At 69.1% G+C, this 14,028-nt stretch carries 16 protein-coding genes; 13 read left to right on the forward strand and 3 right to left on the reverse strand.

Annotated features, from left to right (window positions below; all coding sequences use genetic code 11):
• Positions 1–10: 10 nt before the first annotated feature.
• On the reverse strand, positions 11–304 hold the full coding sequence (locus AB0K12_RS27275; RefSeq protein ID WP_345394334.1) for a PLD nuclease N-terminal domain-containing protein: 294 nt from the start codon (positions 302–304) through the stop codon (positions 11–13).
• A 142-nt stretch (positions 305–446) separates the two neighbouring features.
• Here AB0K12_RS27275 and AB0K12_RS27280 point away from each other — a divergent pair, with 142 nt between their 5' ends.
• Both AB0K12_RS27280 and AB0K12_RS27285 read left to right on the forward strand, forming a co-directional pair.
• Positions 447–1,466, forward strand: coding sequence for a hypothetical protein (locus AB0K12_RS27280; protein WP_364566891.1), 1,020 nt, complete (start codon positions 447–449; stop codon positions 1,464–1,466).
• Positions 1,467–1,476: 10 nt separating this feature from the next.
• Entirely contained in the window at positions 1,477–1,719 is a 243-nt protein-coding gene (locus AB0K12_RS27285; protein WP_345394340.1) for a hypothetical protein, read from the forward strand.
• A gap of 200 nt (positions 1,720–1,919) precedes the next feature.
• On the opposite strand, the gene AB0K12_RS27290 is transcribed toward AB0K12_RS27285, so the two are convergent.
• Entirely contained in the window at positions 1,920–2,141 is a 222-nt protein-coding gene (locus tag AB0K12_RS27290) for a BldC family transcriptional regulator (RefSeq protein WP_026214226.1), read from the reverse strand.
• 257 nt (positions 2,142–2,398) lie between these two features.
• Between AB0K12_RS27290 and AB0K12_RS27295 the strand changes: the two genes are divergently transcribed.
• Positions 2,399–2,617, forward strand: coding sequence for a DUF4229 domain-containing protein (locus tag AB0K12_RS27295; RefSeq protein WP_364566896.1), 219 nt, complete (start codon positions 2,399–2,401; stop codon positions 2,615–2,617).
• Here AB0K12_RS27295 and AB0K12_RS27300 read toward each other — a convergent pair.
• Positions 2,614–3,819, reverse strand: a complete 1,206-nt coding sequence (locus AB0K12_RS27300) for a hypothetical protein (RefSeq protein WP_364566898.1) — start codon at positions 3,817–3,819, stop codon at positions 2,614–2,616. The genes AB0K12_RS27295 and AB0K12_RS27300 overlap by 4 nt on opposite strands.
• A 77-nt stretch (positions 3,820–3,896) precedes the next feature.
• Here AB0K12_RS27300 and AB0K12_RS27305 point away from each other — a divergent pair, with 77 nt between their 5' ends.
• The 10 genes from AB0K12_RS27305 to AB0K12_RS27350 all read left to right on the forward strand — a co-directional run.
• Positions 3,897–4,613 carry a demethylmenaquinone methyltransferase gene (locus AB0K12_RS27305; RefSeq protein WP_364566900.1) on the forward strand — a complete coding sequence of 239 codons (717 nt, stop codon included), beginning with the start codon at positions 3,897–3,899 and terminating at the stop codon, positions 4,611–4,613.
• Between the two features lie 512 nt (positions 4,614–5,125).
• Positions 5,126–6,358 carry a geranylgeranyl reductase family protein gene (locus AB0K12_RS27310; RefSeq protein WP_364383946.1) on the forward strand — a complete coding sequence of 411 codons (1,233 nt, stop codon included), beginning with the start codon at positions 5,126–5,128 and terminating at the stop codon, positions 6,356–6,358.
• 64 nt (positions 6,359–6,422) lie between these two features.
• Positions 6,423–6,818: an NADH-quinone oxidoreductase subunit A gene (locus AB0K12_RS27315; protein ID WP_355415532.1), complete on the forward strand. Its 396-nt coding sequence runs from the start codon at positions 6,423–6,425 to the stop codon at positions 6,816–6,818.
• 2 nt (positions 6,819–6,820) lie between these two features.
• Positions 6,821–7,372 (forward strand): NADH-quinone oxidoreductase subunit B, encoded by a 552-nt coding sequence (locus AB0K12_RS27320; protein ID WP_080043645.1) that lies wholly within the window; start codon positions 6,821–6,823, stop codon positions 7,370–7,372.
• Positions 7,373–7,458: 86 nt separating this feature from the next.
• Positions 7,459–8,064, forward strand: a complete 606-nt coding sequence (locus AB0K12_RS27325; RefSeq protein ID WP_355415549.1) for an NADH-quinone oxidoreductase subunit C — start codon at positions 7,459–7,461, stop codon at positions 8,062–8,064.
• Positions 8,061–9,386, forward strand: a complete 1,326-nt coding sequence (locus AB0K12_RS27330; protein WP_345394352.1) for an NADH-quinone oxidoreductase subunit D — start codon at positions 8,061–8,063, stop codon at positions 9,384–9,386. The genes AB0K12_RS27325 and AB0K12_RS27330 overlap by 4 nt, the downstream gene beginning before the upstream one ends.
• The gene (nuoE, locus tag AB0K12_RS27335; RefSeq protein WP_364566907.1) at positions 9,383–10,039 is read left to right on the forward strand and encodes an NADH-quinone oxidoreductase subunit NuoE; all 657 of its coding nucleotides are present in this window, start codon (positions 9,383–9,385) and stop codon (positions 10,037–10,039) included. Before AB0K12_RS27330 ends, nuoE begins: the two co-directional genes overlap by 4 nt.
• Complete coding sequence (gene nuoF, locus AB0K12_RS27340; RefSeq protein ID WP_364566910.1) at positions 10,036–11,325, forward strand: NADH-quinone oxidoreductase subunit NuoF; 1,290 nt, start codon at positions 10,036–10,038, stop codon at positions 11,323–11,325. Before nuoE ends, nuoF begins: the two co-directional genes overlap by 4 nt.
• Positions 11,322–13,709, forward strand: coding sequence for an NADH-quinone oxidoreductase subunit G (locus AB0K12_RS27345; protein WP_364566913.1), 2,388 nt, complete (start codon positions 11,322–11,324; stop codon positions 13,707–13,709). Before nuoF ends, AB0K12_RS27345 begins: the two co-directional genes overlap by 4 nt.
• Positions 13,706–14,028 (forward strand): NADH-quinone oxidoreductase subunit H (locus AB0K12_RS27350; RefSeq protein WP_364566916.1); only part of this gene is annotated, 323 nt, incomplete at its 3' end. The genes AB0K12_RS27345 and AB0K12_RS27350, both read left to right, overlap by 4 nt.

Here is a 14,028-nt window from a genome sequence, read left to right on the forward strand (position 1 = left end):
GGCTCGCCGATCAGGCCACGTCGTCGCCGCGCATCCGCCGTTCGAGGTCGCGCAGGAACTCGGGGTCGTCGTCGGGCCCCTTCGGCGCGCCCGGGCCGGGGGTGACGGGGCGGGCCGCGCGCGGCGCGCGCGGACGGCCGCGCGCCATCCACACCAGCCCGCCGAGCAGCGGGATGAGCACCACGACAAGGATCCAGAGTGCTTTTGGTACGTTCCTAACCTCGTCTTCCGGCGTGGTGACGACGTCGAAGAGTGAGAAGAGCCAGAAGGCCAGCAGCGCCAGGCCGATAACAACACCTGCCATGCCCCGAACTGTAAGCCATGTTGAGACGTGATCGTGCTGCCTGATGTCCCATTTCGGGTGACTAGCGGAAGATCCGCGTCGTACCGTGGAAGCCGATGCGGCGGTGTCCACGGGGCTCCGAGGGGCGTTGATGAGAGGTGCGATGGCCTTTTCTCACGACAAGAGTCCCGGCGACCGAGGCCGGCATCGGCGCGGACGATGGTGGCGGCGCGGGTCCTATCTGTTCTCCCGGCGCAGCGAGGCGCCTCCCGACGCCGACCGGTCGATCTGGCGTAACGCCCGCGAGCGGGCCCAGGACAGGCGCGCGCGGCGCAAGGAGCTGAAGGGCGCCGAGCGCGGCCGCGAGGCCCCTGACGGCGAGCTGAGAACCGGGCGGCCGTCCTGGCCGGGCGCCGACGCCCCGCACAGCTCGGCCGCCTGGGACGCCTTCGCGGTACGCGAACACGGCGAGCGGCTGCCCGCGGCCGTCGTCGTCGATCGCCCCCGCTACACCTGGTACGACTTCGAGCTGCCCGACCAGCCGCTCAGAGCCCGCCCCAACCGCCCCGACCAGCCCTCGCTGGGCGACGGCCTGCGGCACTGCGGCGCGCTGGAGAAGATCCTGCACCGCCAGTGGGACTCCAGGTACGGCCCGCCACCGGCCGAGGTGATCCGCGCGGTCGAGAGCCTGGCCAGATTGCCCGACCGGCTCAAGGAGCTGCTCGCCGAGGGCATGGAGGGCATCTACGTCGGGCCGGGCGGCGTCCCCGACCTCGACGACATGGGCTATTTACGCGGGGCCCCGCTGCCGTCGGGGCGCGCGACCTGGGACATCTGCGCGGGCGCGTACGGCGACAAGAAGATCGTCGTCGGTGACCGGCCCTCGCCCACTCCCGACGTGATGATGCACGAGGTGGGCCACGCGATCGACGACGTGGACTCCGCGTACGGCGAATGGGTCTCCGACTCGGCGGAGTTCGTCCGGCTCTACGAGGCCGCGTCGCCGCTGCTGACCTCGACCTTCCACCGGCAGGGAGGCGGGCTCGGTCGTAAGGAGTTCTTCGCCGACGCCTTCGCCGCCATCGCCTCCCGCCAGCGTCCCGCCCTCGTGGACATGCTCGGTGGCGACACGCGGATGGCGCTCGACATCATGCTGTTCTTCAACCGCCGCTACGGAATCTAGGTGATCGGCGATGTACGTCATCCGGCTCGCGGACGGGACGTTGCGCGTACCGCAGAGCCTGACCAGTCCTGACGGGCGTCTGATCGGCAACGCGTACGTGGAGGTCCAGCCCGGTGATCCCGACTACGAGCAGTGGCTGCCGGAGTCGCTGACCGAGGAGGAGGCGGAGCTGCGCCGCCGGCGCTGGGAGGAGGAGAACGACGACCTGGAGCGCGAGTTCCTGGCCTTCAAGGCGCGGCAGGAGGACGCCTGAGCACACCGCGGCGAAGGGGCGCCCGCGGGGGTACGGACAGGCGCCAGCCACGGTCGGCGGTTGGCGCCGCCCCAGTGCTTCCCCATACGGAAGTGTCGGCAGGAAAGCACGCGAACAGTGGGTCCCGCCAGCGGTGATCCTGGTGGGATGGACCACTTGTGTAGCGGTCCATCATGCAGGATCACCGACTTGACGGAACGTCAGACGCGCGGGGACTCACCTGCTGGCCTGTCGGCCGTGAGAACGTCCTCGCCTCGGAGAAGGGCGTGGACTTCCGACTCGCGGAAGCGCCGGTGCCCTCCGGGGGTGCGGATACTGCTGATGCGGCCTGCCGCTGCCCAGCGTGTAACCGTCTTTGGGTCTACCCGGAAGAGGGCGGCAACCTCTCCTGGGGTCAGCAGACGCTCGCTGCTACTCTCCACCAATCTCTCCCCCTCGCATCCCGCTTCCTGCCAGCGGGCGGACAGGTAACCAGTGTGTCGAGCGAAGCCTGATTTATCCGTGGTTTTCTACAAAGATCACGGGTTGTTATCAGCTGACTGCCCGATTGTTATATGATAGAGCCTCTTTGGGGCTCTCGTGGGTGTTTCTTTACGAAACTCCCTAACTGGGAACAGTAGCAGTGCTCGCGTCCCGTGCGAAGAGCGAGCGCCGCACAGGTCCGAGTAACCTCGAAGCCGTGCATCCCGTTCTCGTTTACACCGCGTCGCGGATCGGCCTGTTTGCCGTGACCTTGGTAGTGCTGTTGCTGCTCGGCCTGTCTAACCCGCTCGCGCTGATCATCGCCTCATTCGTGATCAGCGGCATAGCGAGCTACGTGCTGCTGTCGAAGCAGCGCGATGCCATGAGCGAACGCCTCAGCGCAAGGATCGACCGCCCGAAGCCGCAGGACGACTAGGGCAGGGGGAACATGCCAATCCGGGCATGGTACTCCCGTCCGAGTCTCGTTGTGTCGCTACCGACAAGTAGTCCGGCGCTGTGGGCGTAAAACGCCTTCACACCGATGCCGCGCTCCCGCGTGGGATTCCAACTCAGGGCCTTTCCGGTACGCGGATGAATGGCCCCGATCCCCGGCCGTGACACCGCTCCCGGGCCGGCCGAGTCGCGGCCCCGCGGATTGTCCAGCCAGCGCTGGTGCCCGCCCACATAGACGGCGGCGCCGGTCACCGCGACCGAGTACAGCGAATCGCCGCCCGTGGCGTTGACCCAGGTGGGCTTGACGGCCGAGCCCTTCGCGTACGTCTCGAAGCGCGCTGCTGTGTCACATATCCCGCCCTTTGGGCCGCCTGTGGTGACGATCACGAAATAGCGGCCGTCGGGGGAGAAGTCGAGACCCCGTACATACGAGGGAAAGGCGGTGGCGCAGCGGCGCGCGTACGAGTCGGTGCGCCAGGCGGCGACCCGCGCGGCGGGGCGGCTGATGTCGATCAGCCCGACCTGGGGCCGCGAATGGCCGTCGAGCGTGGTGAACGTGCCGTCCACCAGCAGCCTGTCGCGGGTGACGGCCAGCGCGTGCACCTTCACCCGCGCCGTCAGCGGGTTGTCCGGCGTGATCGCGAAGCCCGGGTCGGCCGCGCCGGTGGCGGCGTCGAGCCTGGCCAGGGCGGTGCGCGGGCTGACGAAGTCGCCGCCCACATAGAGGTGGGAGCCCTGCCTGGCCAGCGTGCTCACCATGCCGCCGCCGATGCGCGGCTCGAAGCCGGGCACCAGGGCGCCGTCGGCGACCCGCAGCTTCGCCAGGCCGCGGGCGCGCTGATGGTCGACGCCGTGGAACTCGCCGCCGACGTAGACGGTGCCGCCGTCGCCGGGCGCGAGGCCGTACACGGGGCCCGCCACGCTGGGCGCGAAGTCCCGCAGGATGCGGCCGGTGTGCAGGTCGTACGCGAACAGGTTGGCGCGCGGGAGCACCGTGCTGCGGCCGGCGTCGCTCACTTCGCTGAACGAGCCGCCGACCACGACGGTGCGCCCCACGACCGTGATCGCGTTGACGATGCCGTCGAGCACGTGGGGAGTGGTGTCGATCGGGTCGGCCGACACGACGCGCGCGTGCGCGACGGGGGACGAGGTGATGATCGCCGCAAGGGCGACACGGGCAAACATTCGCCAATATCTAGCAGACGTACGGTAATCAAGTTGCTACTTTCCGTCGAATATCCTGATGGCCATAGGGTGTGAGCATGACGCGCGCTCAGTTGGACAAGAGGCCGGACGAGGTCGCCGCGATGTTCGATCGCACCGCCCGGCGTTACGACCTGGTGAATGACGTGATCTCCCTCGGGCAGGTCAGGGCCTGGCGCAAGGCGGTGGCCGCCGCGGTCGACGCCGGCCCCGGTGAGCTGGTGCTCGACCTCGGCGCCGGCACGGGCACGTCGACCGACGCGTTCACCACGCTGGGCGCGCGGGCGATCGCCTCCGACTTCTCGCTCGGCATGCTGGGCACCGGCGTGCGGCGGCACGGCGGCAACGCGCTGTCGGGCCCTGGGGTGCCGTTCATCGCGGGTGACGCGCTGCGGCTTCCCTTCGCCGACGACGCCTTCGACGCGGTGACGATCTCGGTGGCGCTGCGCAACGTGCACGACACCGGGCAGGCGCTGCGCGAGATGCTGCGGGTGACCAGGCCGGGCGGCCGGCTGGTGATCCTCGAGTTCTCCCACGTCACGGTGAGCGGCTTCGACCTGGTCTACCGCGAATATCTGATGCGGCTGCTGCCCAAGGTGGCCAAGGTCTTCGGCTCCAACGACGACTCCTACGAATACCTCGCCGAGTCGATCCGCGACTGGCCCGACCAGCCCACGCTGGCCGGCATGATCCAGGACGCCGGCTGGGAGCGGGTGGCCTGGCGCAACCTCACCATGGGCATCGTGGCGATGCACCGGGGATTCAAGCCCGCCTGACTCGCCCGTCGCGGCAATCATTTTCGCCGTCGGCTCGCGTCCGGCGAAAACCTCATTTCCGTCCCGGCCGTTTTGCTCGCCTGGGCCGCACCCGTGGAAGTTACGGGTGCGGCCCAGCGGCATTTCCGGCGCGATTATGGAATGAGATTTCGGCCCCCAGGAGCGGCGGGCGCTGCGCGAGAGTCTCAGGACGGCATCGCTCAAGGGCCGCCCCGGGGCCGCCGGGGGCTTGACTGCTAGCGTGACGATCATGACTGCGCTGCCCCAGGCGACACGCCGTCCCCTTCGATCACAGAACGGCCCCCCGACTGCCACTATGTACACGAAAAGCAGTAGACTGCGGGCCGGTAAGCTTGTGAAGGGGTTCACAAAGGAACGAAGGCGCGCCACCCCACGGCCTTCGAGCGTGTGTAGGGACAGGACAGTCCAGTGACCGTGCCAACAGCCACCCACCGAGCGCAGGAGCTCGCCGCGAGTGCGCGCAATCATCGAGCGGTGAAGCGGGCGCGATCATGAGCGACGCCGATGTCATCGTCGTCGGCGCCGGCCCCGCCGGCTCCGCCACCGCCTGGTACCTCGCGCAGGCCGGTCTCGACGTGCTGCTCCTGGAGAAGACCAGGTTCCCCCGCGAGAAGGTCTGCGGCGACGGCCTGACCCCGCGCGCCGTCAAGCAGCTCCAGAACATGGGCGTCGACATCGACGCGCCCGGCTGGATCAGGAACAAGGGCCTGCGCGTCGTCGGCGGCGGCCTGCGCTTCGAGCTCGACTGGCCGCAGCTGGAGCGCTTCCCCGACTTCGGGCTCGTCCGCACCCGGCAGGACTTCGACCAGATCGTCGCCGCCAACGCGGTCAAGAACGGCGTACGCCTGATGGAGGGCGTCACCGTCACAGGCCCGGTCCTCGACGACCGCAGCGGCCACATCGTCGGCGTCACCACCAAGGACGGCCGCGAGTTCCGCAGCCCGGTGGTCGTCGCCGCCGACGGCAACAGCACCCGCCTGGCCCTCGGCATGGGCCTGCACAAGCGCGAGGACCGCCCGATGGGCGTGGCCGTGCGCACCTACTTCGAGAGCCCGCGCCACGACGACGACTACCTCGAGACCTGGCTGGAGCTCTGGGACGGCGACACGCTGCTGCCCGGCTACGGCTGGGTGTTCGGCGTCGGCGACGGCACCTCCAACGTCGGGCTCGGGCTGCTCAACACCAGCGCCCAGTTCAAGAACATCGACTACCGCGACCTGCTGCGCCGCTGGTGCCGGTCGATGCCGCAGGAGTGGGGCTTCACCGAGGAGAACATGACGGGCCCGATCCGCGGCGCCGCGCTCCCGATGGCGTTCAACCGCCAGCCCCACTACACCCGCGGTCTGATGCTCGTGGGAGACTCGGGCGGGTCGATCAACCCGTTCAACGGCGAGGGCATCGCCTACGCCATGGAGACCGGCGAGATCGCCGCCGAGATCATCGCGAAGGCCCTCAGGGAGACCACCCCCGCCCAGCGGGAGCGTACCCTGCGGACCTATCCTCGGGTGCTGAAGGACGCCTACGGGGGTTACTTCACGCTCGGCAGATGGTTCGTCGAAGCCATCGGCAAGCCCGGTGTGATGAGCTTCGGCACCAGGCACGGGCTGCCTCACCCGAGGCTGATGCGCTTCGCGCTCAAACTCCTTGGTAATCTCACCGACCGGCGAGGCGATGCGTCGGACATGATCATCAACGCACTCTCGAAGGTCGCGCCACCAGCATGAATCTCAGAATCACCAGATCCCGCTGCGCGCCCGCGCGCGCGGCGACTCCAGAGGAGGCGTAGCGATGGACCTTTACGTGCCCATCCTGGTGCTCGCCGTAATCGCGGGGGGCTTCGCGATCTTCTCGGTCGCCATCGCTCCCTTCACCGGTCCCAAGCGCTGGAACCGCGCCAAGCTCGACGCCTACGAATGCGGCATCGAGCCGACGCCCCAGCCGGTCGGCGGCGGGCGGTTCCCGCTCAAGTACATGGTCACGGCGATGCTCTTCATCGTCTTCGACATCGAGATCATCTTCCTTTACCCGTGGGCCGTCTCGTTCGCTCCGCAGACGGACGACCTCGGCCGCGTGGCCACCTCGGGACTCGGCCTGTTCGCGCTCGTCGAGATGCTGCTGTTCATCGTCACCGTGCTCGTCGCCTACGCGTACGTGTGGCGCCGCAAGGGTCTGGACTGGGACTGAAAATGGGACTTGAAGAGAAACTCCCCAGCGGGTTCATCCTCAGCACGGTCGAAGCGGCCGCCGGATGGGCGCGTAAGAACTCCGTATGGCCGGCCACGTTCGGTCTCGCCTGTTGCGCCATCGAGCTGATGGCCACCGGTGGCCCCCACTACGACCTGGCGCGCTTCGGTATGGAGCGCGCTTCGGCGTCTCCCCGCCAGGCCGACCTCATGATCGTGGCCGGCCGCGTGTCGCAGAAGATGGCGCCTGTGCTGCGCCAGATCTACGACCAGATGGCCGAGCCGAAGTGGGTCATCTCCATGGGCGTGTGCGCCTCCAGCGGCGGCATGTTCAACAACTACGCCATCGTGCAGGGCGTCGACCACGTCGTGCCGGTCGACATCTACCTGCCCGGCTGCCCGCCGCGGCCCGAGATGCTCATCGACGCCATCGTCAAGCTGCACGACAAGATCCAGAACATGAAGTTCGGCGCGCACCGCGCCAAGCAGATCGAGGAGCTCGAGCTGCAGGCGCTGCGCACGCTGCCGCTGATCGACCAGGGAGCCTCGAAGTGACCTCGCCCGACAACCTCCCCGAGGTCCCGGACGCACAGGTCCCCGAGACGCCGGCGGCGCAGGAGGCGCCGATCGCCCGTCGGGGCATGTTCGGCGCCCAGGACTCGGGTGACACCTCCGGCTACGGCGGCCTCGTCGTCCGCCGGCCGCCGCAGATCTCGACGCCGCGCCCGTACGGGAGCTACTTCGACGAGGTCGTCGACGCGCTGGCGCTCGACGACGCCATCGAGCGCGTGGTCGTCGACCGCGGCGAGCTGACCCTGCACGTCAAGCGGGAGCGGCTGGTCGAGGTCTGCCAGAAGCTGCGCGACGACCCCGCCCTGCGCTTCGAGCTCTCGCTCGGCGTCTCGGGCGTGCACTACCCGCACCTTGAGGGCGAGGAGCTGCACGCGGTCATCCACCTGTGCTCGATCACCCACAACCGGCGGGTGCGGGTGGAGGCCAGCTGCCCCGACAGCGACCCGCACATCCCATCGACGGTCAGCGTTTACCCTGGTCACGACTGGCATGAGCGCGAGACGTACGACTTCTTCGGGATCGTCTTCGATGGTCACCCCGGGCTCACCCGGATCATGATGCCGGACGACTGGGACGGTCATCCCCAGCGGAAGGACTACCCGCTCGGCGGCATCCCGGTCGAATACCGCGGCGCCACCATCCCGTCGCCCGACCAGAGGAGGAGCTACTCATGAGCACCGCTTATGACGAGGCGACCGAGGGCAAGGTCTATTCGGTCAACGGGGCCGACTGGGACCAGGTCGTCTCCGGCGTGCGCGAGTCGGAAGAAGAGCGCCTGGTCGTCAACATGGGCCCGCAGCACCCGTCCACGCACGGTGTGCTCCGGCTGGTGCTGACGCTCGACGGCGAGACGGTGACCGAGGCCCGGGGCGTCATCGGCTACCTGCACACCGGCATCGAGAAGAACATGGAATACCGGACGTGGACCCAGGGGACCACGTTCGTGACCCGCATGGACTATCTCTCGCCGATCTTCAACGAGACCGCCTACTGCCTCGGCGTGGAGAAGCTGCTCGGCATCGAGGACCGCATCCCCGACAGGGCGCAGGCGATCCGCGTGATGATGATGGAGCTCAACCGCATCGCCTCGCACCTGGTGGCGATGGGCACGTTCGGCATGGAGCTGGGCGCGACGACGCCGTTCCTCTTCGGGTACCGCGATCGTGAAATGATCATGGACCTGTTCGAGTACATCACCGGCCTGCGCATGAACCACGCCTACATCAGGCCGGGCGGCGTGAGCGTCGACCTGCCGGCCGGCGCGGTCGACAAGGTCGGCGAGTTCCTCAAGGAGATGCCCAAGCGGATCAAGGACATCCGCAAGCTCCTCGACGAGAACCCGGTCTACGTGCGCCGCACCCAGGACGTCGCCTACCTCGACCTGACCGGCTGCATGGCGCTCGGCGTCACCGGCCCGATCCTGCGGGCCGCGGGCCTGCCATGGGACCTGCGCAAGTCGCAGCCCTACTGCGGTTACGAGACCTACGAGTTCGACGTCGCCACCGAGCGCGGCTGCGACGTCTACTCGCGCTACCTCGTCCGCATGAAGGAGATGGAGGAGTCGCTCAAGATCGTCGAGCAGGCTCTGGATCGCATCGCGGGGCCGCTCAAGGGCGACCCGGTGATGATCGAGGACAAGAAGATCGGCTGGCCCGCGCAGCTGGCGCTCGGCCCCGACGGGTTCGGCAACTCGCCCGACCACATCGCCCACATCATGGGCACCTCGATGGAGGCTCTCATCCACCACTTCAAGCTGGTGACCGAGGGCTTCAGGGTGCCGGCCGGGCAGGCGTACGCCAGCATCGAGTCGCCCAAGGGCGAGCTCGGCGCGCACGTGGTCAGCGACGGCGGCACCAGGCCCTACCGCGTGCACTTCCGCGAGCCGTCCTTCTGCAACCTGCAGAGCTTCCCCGCCATGGCGGAGGGCGGCCAGGTCGCGGACGTGATCGCCGCGGTCGCTTCTATCGACCCCGTCATGGGAGGTGTGGACCGGTGACTTATTCACCGGAAGTCCGTGAGCGTCTGGAGCGGGACGCCAAGGAGATCATCGGGCGCTACCCCAAGACCCGCTCCGCCCTGCTGCCGCTGCTCCACCTCGTGCAGTCCGAAGACGGCTACGTCTCCGACGACGGGCAGGAGTTCTGTGCCGAGATGCTCGGCATCAGCAAGGCCGAGGTCACCGGCGTCGCGACCTTCTACACGATGTACAAGCGCAAGCCGGCCGGCGACTATCACGTCGGCGTGTGCATCAACGCGCTGTGCGCGGTGATGGGCGGCGACGAGATCTGGGAGCAGCTGTCGGAGCACGTCGGCGTCGGTCACGACGAGGCGACTCCCGACGGCAAGATCTCGCTGGAGCGCCTCGAGTGCAACGCGGCCTGCGACTTCGCGCCGGTCATGATGGTCAACTGGGAGTTCTTCGACAACCAGACGCCCGAGACGGCCAAGCAGCTCGTCGACGACCTGCGCGACGGCAAGGACGTGCGGCCCACGCGCGGCCCCAAGCGGCTGTGCACCTTCAAGGAGGCCTCGCGGGTGCTCGCCGGGCTGCCCGACGACCTCGCGGGCGACGGCCCGTCGGCCGCGGGACCCTCGCTCGAGGGCCTGAAGGTGGCCAAGGCCAAGGGATGGAAGGCCCCCGAAGCATGACGACGACTTTGACACCGGTCCTGACCGCCAACTGGGACCAGCCCAACTCCTTCACCCTCGACGTCTACGGTGAGTATGAGGCGGCGAAGAAGGCGCTCGGCATGGACCCCGACGCCGTCATCCAGGCCGTCAAGGACTCCGGTCTGCGCGGCCGCGGCGGCGCGGGCTTCCCCACCGGCATGAAGTGGGGCTTCATCCCGCAGGGCGACGGCAAGCCGCACTATCTCGTCGTCAACGCCGACGAGTCGGAGCCGGGCACCTGCAAGGACATCCCGCTGATGATGGCCAACCCGCACGCGCTGGTCGAGGGCATCATCATCACCTCCTACGCGATCCGCGCCAACCACGCCTTCATCTACGTGCGCGGTGAGGTGCTGCACGTGATCAGGCGGCTGCACGCGGCCGTGCGGGAGGCGTACGAGAAGGGCTTCCTCGGCACCGACATCTTCGGCTCCGGCTATGACCTGGAGCTGGTCGTGCACAGCGGCGCGGGCGCCTACATCTGCGGCGAGGAGACGGCGCTGCTGGACTCGCTCGAAGGTTACAGAGGTCAACCCCGGCTCAAGCCCCCGTTCCCCGCCGTGGCGGGCCTCTACGCCTCGCCGACTGTGGTGAACAACGTCGAGTCGATCGCGAGTGTTCCCTCGATCATCGCGAACGGCGCCGACTGGTTCGCCGGCATGGGCACCGAGAAGTCCAAGGGCTTCGGCATCTTCTCGCTGAGCGGCCACGTCACCAGGCCGGGCCAGTACGAGGCGCCGCTCGGCATCACGCTGCGCGAGCTGCTCGACATGGCGGGCGGCGTCCGCAAGGGGCACCAGATCAAGTTCTGGACCCCGGGCGGCTCGTCCACGCCGATCTTCACCGACGAGCACCTCGACGTGCCGCTCGACTTCGAGGGGGTCGGCGCCAAGGGCTCCATGCTCGGCACCCGGGCCCTGCAGATCTTCGACGACACCACCTGCGTGGTCCGCACGGTGCTGCGCTGGACCGAGTTCTACGCCCACGAGTCGTGCGGCAAGTGCACGCCGTGCCGCGAGGGCACGTACTGGCTCAAGCAGGTGCTCAAGCGCCTGGAGGCGGGCCAGGGCACCGAGGACGACCTGGCCACGATCACCGACATCGCCGACAACATCCTGGGCCGCTCGTTCTGCGCGCTCGGCGATGGCGCGACCAGCCCGATCCACTCCTCGGTGAAGTACTTCCGCGATGAGTACCTCAAGCACTTCGAGATCGGCGGCTGCCCGTTCGACCCGAAGAAGTCCACTCTCTGGGGTGAGCAGTGACAGTCGTAGAGACCCAGACGAACCTGGTGACCCTGACGATCGACGGGTTCCAGGTCAGTGTTCCCAAGGGCACGTTGATCATCAGGGCCGCCGAGCTGCTGGGCATCCAGATCCCCAGGTTCTGCGACCACCCGCTGCTCGACCCGGCGGCCAACTGCCGCCAGTGCCTGGTCGACATCCCCGACGCGGGCAACGGCCGCGGCTTCCCCAAGCCGCAGCCGTCGTGCGCGATCGAGGTCGCCGAGGGCATGGTGGTGCAGACCCAGCTCACCTCGCCGGTCGCCGAGAAGGCGCAGCGCGCGGCGATGGAGCTGCTGCTGATGAACCACCCGCTCGACTGCCCGGTCTGCGACAAGGGCGGCGAGTGCCCCCTGCAGAACCAGGCCATGTCCAACGGGCAGGGCGAGTCGCGCTTCCAGGAGCAGAAGCGGACCTTCCCCAAGCCGCTGGCGCTGTCCACGCAGGTGCTGCTCGACCGCGAGCGCTGCGTGCAGTGCGCGCGCTGCATCCGCTTCTCCGACCAGATCGCCGGTGACCCGCTCATCGAGTTCTTCGAGCGCGGGGCCAAGGAGCAGGTGCGGGTGGCCGACGGCCAGCCGTTCAACTCCTACTTCTCGGGCAACACCGTGCAGATCTGCCCGGTCGGCGCGCTCACCGGCGCCGCCTACCGGTTCCGCGCCCGCCCGTTCGACCTGGTGTCCACGCCGAGCGCGTGCGAGCACTGCGCCTCCGGCTGCAGCCTGCGCACCGACCACCGGCGCGGCCGGGTGACCCGCCGCCTGGCGGGCAACGACCCGCAGGTCAACGAGGAGTGGAACTGCGACAAGGGCCGCTGGGCGTTCACCTACGCGCAGCAGCCCGACCGGCTCAAGCAGCCGCTGGTCCGCAACGAGGAGGGCGTGCTGGTGCCCACCTCGTGGCCTGAGGCGCTCGAAGTCGCCGCCCGGGGCCTCGCCGCCGCCCGCGGCAAGGCCGGCGTGCTGGTCGGCGGCCGGGTCACGGTCGAGGACGCCTACGCGTACGCGAAGTTCGCCCGGGTCGCGCTCGCCTCCAACGACGTGGACTTCCGCGCCAGGCCGCATTCGGCCGAGGAGGCGCAGTTCCTCGCCCACGCGGTGGCCGGCAGGGGCATCGAGATCAGCTACGCCGACCTCGAGAACGCGCCCCACGTGCTGCTCGTCGGGTTCGAGCCCGAGGAGGAGTCGCCGATCGTCTTCCTGCGCCTGCGCAAGGCGTGGATGAAGAAGGGGCTCAAGGTCTCCTCGATCGCGCCGTTCGCCTCTCCCGGCCTGGCGAAGATGGGCGGCACGCTCATCCGCACCGCGCCGGGCGCCGAGGCCGACGCGATCGGCGACCTGGTCGGCACCCTCGCCGAGGGCACGATCGTGCTGGCCGGTGAGCGCCTGGCCACCGTGCCGGGCGCGCTGTCCGCGCTGGTCCGGCTCGCCGCCGCCTCCGACGCCCGCATCGCCTGGATCCCGCGCAGGGCGGGCGAGCGCGGCGCGGTCGAGGCCGGTGCGCTGCCCAACCTGCTGCCGATCGGCCGCCCGGTGGACGACGAGAGCGCCAGGGCCGAGGTCGCGCGGGCCTGGAACGTGGCCTCGCTGCCCGCCACGCCCGGCCGCGACACCTCCGGCATCCTCGCCGCCGCCCGCGACGGCGAGCTCGACGCCCTGGTCGTGGCCGGTGTCGACCCCTACGACCTGGCCGACCCGGCAGCGGCGCTCGACGCGCTCGAGCGCACGCCGTTCATCGTGAGCCTGGAGATCCGCGCCAGCGCCGTCACCGACCGCGCGGACGTGGTCCTGCCCGTCGCCGCCGTTCAGGAGAAGGGCGGCACGTTCGTCAACTGGGAGGGCAGGGGCCGCTCGTTCGACGCGCCGCTCAAGGTGCCGGGCCTGCAGTCCGACATGGCCGTCATCGGCAACCTCGCCGACCGGATGGACGTGCACCTGGGCCTGCCCGACGCCAAGGCCGTCCGGCGCGAGCTGTCCGGGCTCGGCTCCTGGCGCGGCAGCCGGGTCAGCCCGCCCAGCGCCCTGACCCGTCCGCAGGAGGTGCCGGAGCAGGGCCAGGCCCTGCTGGCCACCTGGCACCTGCTGCTCGACGAGGGCAGGCTGCAGGACGGCGAGCCGTACCTCGCGGGCACCGCCCGCACCGCCGAAGCACTGGTCTCGGGCCCCACGGCCGCCGAGCTCGGCGTCGCCGACGGCGACAAGCTCGTCGTCGGCGACTCCGCCAACGGCTCCGTGACCCTGCCGGTGCGCATCGCCGACCTGCCCGACCGCGTGGTCTGGGTGCCGGCGAACTCCGGCGGCTGCTCGGTCACGCGTGACCTGCGCGCGGTGGCCGGCGACATCGTCACCATCGGGAGCGCCTCATGATCCACGTTCTCGCGGCCGATCCCACCCTCGCCGACTTCGGCAAGGACCCTCTGTGGATCACGATCATCAAGGCCGTGATGCTGTTCGTCTTCCTGATGCTGGGCATCCTGTTCGGCGTCTGGTTCGAGCGCAAGCTGATCTCGCGGATGCAGCACCGCTACGGCCCCAACCGGGCCGGCAAGTTCGGTCTGCTGCAGTCCGTGGCCGACGGTCTGAAGATGGGCCTGAAGGAGGACATCTTCCCGCGGACCGTGGACAAGGTGCTCTACCTGCTGGCGCCGGTCATCATGGTCGTGCCGGCGTTCCTGGCCTTCTCGAT

This window comes from Nonomuraea sp. NPDC049419 (assembly GCF_040676995.1).
In the GTDB taxonomy this organism is placed as follows: Bacteria; Actinomycetota; Actinomycetes; order Streptosporangiales; family Streptosporangiaceae; genus Nonomuraea; species Nonomuraea salmonea.